This is a genomic window from Micromonospora sp. RV43, assembly GCF_001029515.1.
Lineage (GTDB): Bacteria > Actinomycetota > Actinomycetes > Mycobacteriales > Micromonosporaceae > Micromonospora > Micromonospora aurantiaca.
Map to the genome: position 1 here is coordinate 1 of NZ_LEKG01000274.1, position 6,111 is coordinate 6,111.

Annotated in this window: 6 protein-coding genes and 1 pseudogene; 6 read left to right on the forward strand and 1 reads right to left on the reverse strand. The window is 76.1% G+C overall.

The window, feature by feature from the left end; all coding sequences use genetic code 11:
• Positions 1-540 precede the first annotated feature (540 nt).
• Both ABD52_RS41260 and ABD52_RS35610 read left to right on the forward strand, forming a co-directional pair.
• Positions 541-1,059 (forward strand): annotated as a pseudogene (locus ABD52_RS41260) (Replicase polyprotein 1ab); the annotation flags it as partial.
• Between the two features lie 452 nt (positions 1,060-1,511).
• Positions 1,512-2,582, forward strand: a complete 1,071-nt coding sequence (locus ABD52_RS35610; protein WP_047894633.1) for an HAD-IIA family hydrolase — start codon at positions 1,512-1,514, stop codon at positions 2,580-2,582.
• 11 nt (positions 2,583-2,593) lie between these two features.
• On the opposite strand, the gene ABD52_RS35615 is transcribed toward ABD52_RS35610, so the two are convergent.
• A complete protein-coding gene (locus tag ABD52_RS35615; protein ID WP_013285576.1) occupies positions 2,594-2,929 on the reverse strand; it encodes an SCP2 sterol-binding domain-containing protein in 336 nt (111 codons plus the stop codon).
• 111 nt (positions 2,930-3,040) lie between these two features.
• On the opposite strand from ABD52_RS35615, the gene ABD52_RS35620 reads away from it, so the two are divergent.
• From ABD52_RS35620 to ABD52_RS35635, 4 genes are read left to right on the forward strand one after another with little or no spacing between them, the layout of a single operon-like run.
• A complete protein-coding gene (locus ABD52_RS35620) occupies positions 3,041-3,622 on the forward strand; it encodes a phasin family protein (protein ID WP_047894634.1) in 582 nt (193 codons plus the stop codon).
• Positions 3,619-3,822, forward strand: a complete 204-nt coding sequence (locus ABD52_RS35625) for a hypothetical protein (RefSeq protein WP_047894635.1) — start codon at positions 3,619-3,621, stop codon at positions 3,820-3,822. Before ABD52_RS35620 ends, ABD52_RS35625 begins: the two co-directional genes overlap by 4 nt.
• Positions 3,823-3,843: 21 nt before the next feature.
• Positions 3,844-4,692 (forward strand): TlyA family RNA methyltransferase, encoded by an 849-nt coding sequence (locus ABD52_RS35630; RefSeq protein WP_047894636.1) that lies wholly within the window; start codon positions 3,844-3,846, stop codon positions 4,690-4,692.
• Complete coding sequence (locus ABD52_RS35635; RefSeq protein ID WP_013285580.1) at positions 4,689-5,573, forward strand: NAD kinase; 885 nt, start codon at positions 4,689-4,691, stop codon at positions 5,571-5,573. The genes ABD52_RS35630 and ABD52_RS35635 overlap by 4 nt, the downstream gene beginning before the upstream one ends.
• Positions 5,574-6,111 lie beyond the last annotated feature (538 nt).

Here is a 6,111-nt window from a genome sequence, read left to right on the forward strand (position 1 = left end):
GACCGTCGTGAGGGCGGGTTCCGTGGTGGCGACCGTGAGGGTGGCTTCCGTGGTGGGGACCGTCGTGAAGGCGGCGCCCGCGAGGGCGGCTTCCGGGGCGGCGACCGTCGCGAGGGCGGCTACCAGGGTGGCGACAACCGCCGGGAGAGCTACGCCGGCGGCGAGCGCCGCGACGGCGGCTTCCGCGGCGGCGACCGCGACCGTGGCTTCCGGCGCGACGACCGGCGCGATGACCGGCGGCCGGGCGGCTACCGGGGTGAGCGGGACGGTGAGCGCCGTGGCTACGGCGACCGGCCGGGCGGCGACGACCGCCGGACCGGCAACTACGGCCCGCAGCGGGAGCGCCAGGACGAGCGTGGCGAGGGGCGTACCGGTGAGGCGCCGGAGCTGCCGGACGACGTCGTCGCGAGCGACCTCGACTCGGCCGTCCGGGCGGAGCTTCTCTCCCTGGCCAAGCCGGTGGCGGAGACTGTCGCCCGGCACCTGGTCGCGACCGGTCTGCTGATCGACGAGGACCCGGTGCTGGCGCTGGCGCACGCCATGGCGGCCCGCAGGCTCGCGTCGCGGATCGCCGCCGTGCGGGAGGCCGTCGGGCTGGCCGCGTACCACGCGGGTGAGTGGCAGACCGCCATCGCCGAGCTGCGGACGTACCACCGGATGAGCGGCCTGCAGAGCCACCTGGCGGTGCTGGCGGACTGCGAGCGGGCGCTGGGCCGGCCCGAGCGGGCCATCGACCTGTTCCGCGGCGCGGACCGGGACAAGCTCGACCAGGCCGTCGCGATCGAGCTGCTGATCGTGGCCGCCGGGGCGCGCGGCGACCTCGGGCAGAAGGACGCCGCGGTGGCGATGCTCCAGGTGCGCGAGCTGACCGGCGACTCGACCGACCCGTGGGCGGCGCGGCTGCGCTACGCGTACGCGGACGCCCTGCTGGCGGTGGACCGGCGCGAGGAGGCGCGGGAGTGGTTCTCCCGGGCCGCCGACGTCGACTCCGAGGGGGAGACCGACGCCGCCGAGCGGCTGCTGGAGCTGGACGGCGTGGTCATCGAGGGCGACGACGAGCCGGAGGACGACACCGACGCGTCCGAGGCGTCGGCCGAGGACGTCCGCGACGACGACGACCTCGACGACGAGGACGAGGACGACGAGGACGACCTCGATGACGACGATGACGATGACGACGATGACGATGACGACGACGACGACGATGACGACGACCGGGATGACGACGCGCCGCTGAGCGGCGACGACACCTCGGGCGTCGACGGGGACGCGGCACGGGCCGACTACCGGGACCGGGACGCCGGCGATCTGGCCGACGACGAGCTGACCGACACCGAGGCCGGCTCGCTCGCCGCCGACACGCCGACCACCACCGCCACGACCGAGGATCCGGCCACCGCACCGGCCGCCGACGCCCAGGCGCCGGCCGCCGACGTCACCCCGGACGGCAAGGCCGACCGGCCCGCGCCCGGTGACGCCGCGGACGGCGAGGGCGAGGCGGCGGACCGCCGATGACCGGGTACGCCGGTGACACCGCCTCCGGCGCGGATCGGGGCGAACCCGACCGCGCCGGGGCGGTCGGTCGGCTGGTCGACGCGTACTCGCTCGTCGTCTTCGACCTGGACGGCGTCATCTACCTGATCGACCGGCCCATTCCCGGCGCGGTCGAGGCGGTCGGCCGGCTGCATGCCGAGGGGCGCGCGGTCGCGTACGCGACCAACAACGCCTCCCGCCGCTCCAGCGAGGTGGCCGACCTGCTCACCGGCATGGGCGTCGCGGCCCGGCCGGCGGAGGTGCTCACCTCCGCGGCGGCCACCGCCGAACTGCTCCGCGACCGGCTGCCCGAGGGCGCACCCGTGCTCGTGGTCGGCGCGGAGGCGCTGCGCGCCGAGCTGCGCGCGGTGGGCCTGCGGCCGGTCGCCACTGCTGATGAGGAGCCCGCCGCGGTGGCCCAGGGCTACGGCCCGCAGGTCGGCTGGTCCGACCTGGCCGAGGCGTCCCTGGCGGTACGGGCGGGCGCGCCCTGGTACGCCACCAACACCGACCGCACGCTGCCCAGCCCGCGTGGCCCGCTGCCGGGCAACGGCTCGCTCGTCGCGGTGCTGCGGACCGCGCTCGGCCGCGACCCGGACGTGGTGGTGGGCAAGCCGGAGCCGGCGCTGTTCACCACCGCCGCGCGGCGGGCCGGGACCGGGCGCACGCTCGTGGTGGGCGACCGGCTGGACACCGACATCGAGGGCGCCCGCCGGGCCGGGCTGGACAGCCTGCTGGTGCTCACCGGGGTCAGCGACGCCGCCGAGCTGCTGGCCGCACCCGAGGAGCGCCGCCCCGCGTACGTCTCGTTCGACCTGGCGGGCCTGTTCGACCCGGCCGCAGTGGTGGCGGTGCCGGGCCGGACCGCAGATGACGGCTGGTCGGTGACGGAGGCCGGCGCGGACCTCGTGCTCGACGGCGCGGGACCGCCGCTGGAGGCCCTCGCGGCGCTCTGCGCGCTGGCCTGGTCGACCGGTGCCGGGCCGCGCGTCCGGGCGCAGTCCACGGCGGCGGAGGAGGCCCTCGCCGCGTTCGGTCTGGACGACTGAGGCCGGGCCGCTCAGAGCAGCTTGCGGAGCTTCATCAGGTCGAACGGGTTCGCCTTTATCGACACCCGCCGGGAGGCCACCGCCGACATGACGTCGAGCCGGCCGTGCACCAGCGCGACGAGGTCGTCGCTACCGGTGCTCAGCGCGATCTTGGCCTTCGGGTCGTCGCCGTCGGACAGGTCGACCAGCCGGCCACCCTCCAGCCGCCCGTGGAACGCGGTGCCGAGGTCGGTGATCCGGCAGGCCAGGGTGCGGTCGAGGTCGATGCGTCCCTGTGCCTCGGCGTTGCGGTCCAGCCGCGCGGCCAGGTCGTGCAACGCCTGCCGGCACTCGTCCACGCTGGCCACATCGTCTCCTCACCACGAACCACGCCGTTCCCGGCACCGTACCGCAATGGGGTGTCCGGGGTGCCCGGTAGCGTGGCACCTGCACACCTCGCCCCGCGGAAGGACTCAGGCATGCAGGACGCGTGGCGCGCCTACCTCGAGCTGGCCATGGGCCTGACGGAGGCGCCCCGGAAGAAGGCACAGGACGCGGTCATGCGCGTCGTCGGCCAGGGCGGCGCGACCGCCGCCCAGCTCCAGACGCTCGCCGAGGAACTGGTCGCGACCGGCCTGGCGAACCGGGAGTCGCTGACCAAGCTGGTCCGCTTCGAGGTGGACCGGGCGCTGGGCGCGGTCGGGCTGGCCACCGCCGACGAGGTCGCCGAGCTGACCCGCCGGGTGCACGACCTGGAGCGGCAGCTGCGCGAGGCGCGCGGCCACCTCGGGCCGGGCGACACGCCGCCCGCCGCCGCACCGTCCGGGACAGGCGCGGCGCCGAGGACCGGTTCGCCCGCCGCCGAGTCCTCCCCGGCGACGACCCCGGCCAAGGCCCCCGCGACGACGCCGACGAAGGCGGTGGCGAAGAAGACGGTGGCCAAGAAGGCGATCGCGAAGAAGCCGCCGGCCACCGTGGCCCGTACCCCCGCCGACGGCTCGCCCGCCGCGCCCGCCCGGCCGGCGAAGAAGGCCACCGGGCGCCGGGCGGCCGGCTCGTGACCGCGCCCCGGCCCGGACCGCCCCCGGGGGTACGCCCCGCGCCGGCCGAGGAGGTCGGCGAGGCGCGGCACCCGGCGGTGGACGCGGCCGTACTCGGCATGGCCAACGCCGAGGCGCTCGCCCCGGCCGACCAGATCGCCCAGTACGAGGCGGCGTACGAGACGCTGCGCGAGACCCTCGCCACCATCGACCAGGCCTGAGCAGAGGCGGAGACACACCTGATGGCTCGTCGTACCCGGCTGGACGCCGAACTGGTCCGGCGCGGGCTGGCCCGCTCGCGGGAACAGGCCGCCGCGCTCGTGGAGGCCGGTCGCGTCCAGCTGCGCGGAGTGCAGGCGCGCAAGCCCGCGGCGATGGTCGACCCGGCCGACCCGCTGCTGGTCACCGGCGAGGATCCGGCACAGGAGTACGTCTCCCGGGGCGGCCACAAGCTGGCCGGCGCGCTCGCCGCGTTCGCCCCCGGCGGGCTGACGGTCACCGGCCGGCGCTGCCTGGACGCTGGCGCGTCGACAGGCGGTTTCACCGACGTGCTGCTGCGCGGCGGCGCCGCCGAGGTGGTCGCCGTGGACGTCGGCTACGGGCAGCTCGCCTGGTCGCTGCGGACCGACGAGCGGGTGCGGGTGTTCGAGCGCACGAACGTGCGTACCCTCACGCCGGAGGCGATCGGCGGCCCGGTCGACCTGACGGTGGCCGACCTGTCGTTCATCTCGCTGCGGCTGGTGCTACCGGCGCTTGCGGCGTGCACCGGGCCCGGCGGTGACCTGGCGCTGATGGTGAAGCCGCAGTTCGAGGTCGGCAAGGAACGCGTCGGCGTAGGCGGTGTGGTCCGCGATCCGGCGCTGCGCGCCGAGGCGGTGCTGGACGTGGCCGCTGCCGCCGCCGGGCTGGGCCTCGGCCTGGCCGGCGTCGCGGCCAGCCCGCTGCCCGGGCCGAGCGGCAACGTCGAGTTCTTCGTATGGTTGCGCGGGGACGCGCCCGCCGCGGATCCGGAGCGGGTCCGCGCGGTGGTGGCCGCCGGCCCGCAGGGCGCCGCCGCGACGGCGGCCACGACCGAGGAGGTGTCCGGGTGAGCCGTACCGCGCTGCTGGTCACGCACACCGGCCGTCGACGCAGCACCGAGCACGCCCGCGCGGTGGCAGCCGACCTGATCGCCGCCGGGTTCGAGGTGCGTGTGGTGGCCGAGGAGGCCGACGACCTGGACCTGCCGGGCGTGGTGCCGGTGACCGGCCCGGAGGCCGCCGAGGGCGCCGAGATCGTGTTCGCGCTCGGCGGGGACGGCACGTTCCTGCGCGCCGCCGAGCTGGCCCGCCCGGCCAAGGTGCCGCTGCTCGGCATCAACCTGGGCAAGGTCGGGTTCCTCGCCGAGGCGGAGATCGACGACCTGGACACCGCCGTCCGTGACGTGGTCGACCGCAACTACACGGTGGACGAACGGCTCACCCTCGACGTCACAGCCGAGTTCGAGGGCGGGCCGACCATCGAGTCGTGGGCGCTCAACGAGATCAGCGTGGAGAAGGGCGAACGCGCCCAGATGCTGGAGCTGCTCGTCGACGTGGACGGCCGGCCGCTGTCCCGGTACGGCTGCGACGGCGTGATCTGCGCGACCCCCACCGGCTCGACCGCGTACGCGTTCTCCGGCGGCGGGCCGGTGGTCTGGCCCGAGGTGGAGGCGCTGCTGCTGGTGCCGATCAGCGCGCACGCGTTGTTCAGCCGCCCGCTGGTGACCGCGCCCACGTCGACGTTCGTCATCACCGTCGACCCGTTCACCACACTGGCCGTGCTCTGCTGCGACGGGCGGCGCGTCTACGACCTGCCGCCGGGCGCGCGGGTGACGGTGCGCCGGGGCACGCTGCCGGTGCGCATCGTGCGGCTGCGGGCCCGCCCGTTCACCGACCGGCTGGTGGCCAAGTTCGACCTTCCCGTCCAGGGCTGGCGGGGCAACCGTCGCTGACCAGCGGCTCAGCGGAAATCTCCGTTCGGCCCACCGGTCCCGGCGCTCGCGCGCGTTACGGTGGGCGTACGGGCCGCGAAGAGGTGAGTCCGGGCGCGGCGGTGAGGCCCGCCGCTTCCCGGATGCGGCCCACCTGTCGCGGGCTCGGCCAGGGGGTGGTCGGGGCCGCGACGGTCGGGACGCCGGAGCGTCGTAGCCGGCCGCGGCGGGCGGACCGGCACGCCGTGTCCGGTCGGGTGTCGACCCCGGCCGGGCCGACAGGTCGCAGGGCCGCCGCCGGAGGAAGCGGCGGCACGCGAGCTGGGCGACACGGTCTCCGGCGTCCCGGCCTCCACTCCGTCGTGCTCGTGTCCACCTGGCGACATGTCGCCGGTGCGGCGGCCCGTACCCGGTGACCAGGTGGCGGACGCCGTCGCAGACTCCGATCGCCGGTCTCACGAGGCCGGCCTCGGAGTAGAGGAGCGTCACATGCACCGGTTCCCCCGCTGGCTCGCCGCCGGCGCGGCCGGGGCGTTGGTGGTCGGGCTCGCCGTACCGG